Consider the following 844-nt stretch of genomic DNA (forward strand, 5'->3'; position numbering starts at 1 on the left):
CCGCCCCGTACTACGGGACGCGTAATCCGGCGCCGGCAACGCATTGCGGTCGAGCTTTCCGCTCGGGGTGAGCGGCAGGGAATCCAGCGTGACGAAAGCACTCGGCACCATGTAATCCGGCAGTGACGCGGCGACATGGGCCCGCAGTTCGGCGCTGTCGGGGGTGGCCCCCTCGGCGGGAACGAGATAGGCGGTCAGCCGCTTCTCGCCGGGCTGGTCCTCCCGGACGACGGCCGCGACCTGAGTGATCCCGGAATGGCGCTGGAGGACGGCCTCGATCTCACCGAGTTCGATACGGAAACCACGGACCTTGACCTGGTGGTCGGTACGGCCGAGGTATTCGATCTGCCCGTCGGTGGTCCACCGCGCGAGGTCGCCCGAACGGTACATCCGGTCGCCCGGAGCGCCGAACGGATCGGCGACAAACCGCTCCGCCGTCAGGCCCGCACGTCCCAGATATCCGCGCGCCAATCCGCCGCCGGCGAGGTACAGCTCCCCCGCCACACCGGGCGGAACGGGACGCATACCACCGTCGAGAACATAGACACGGCGGTTGCGGATCGGCCGCCCGATGGGCGGAGTACCCACGACATGCTCCGGGGCGTGCCACGCCGTCGTATACACCGTGGCCTCGGTCGGGCCGTAAAGGTTGGCGACCTTGCAGCCGGGCACGGCCTCCCGTACGGCCTCCACGGCGTGACGTGTCAGTGCCTCACCCGCGAGTACGACCATTCCGGCGGAGGCCCGTACCGCGCCCTGGGCGAGAAGCTGACCGATCGCGGACGGAACGGCGCTGATCAGCGTGCCGTCCCAGCGGCCGCCGGGCCGCTCGGCCAGTGCCAGG

General features: G+C 70.0%; 1 protein-coding gene. It reads right to left on the reverse strand.

Translation table 11 applies throughout. The features are described from left to right. A partial coding sequence (locus AC51EU_RS30790; RefSeq protein WP_496270378.1) for an amino acid adenylation domain-containing protein occupies positions 1–844 on the reverse strand: 844 nt, incomplete at both ends.

The organism is Candidatus Streptomyces philanthi (genome assembly GCF_059553635.1).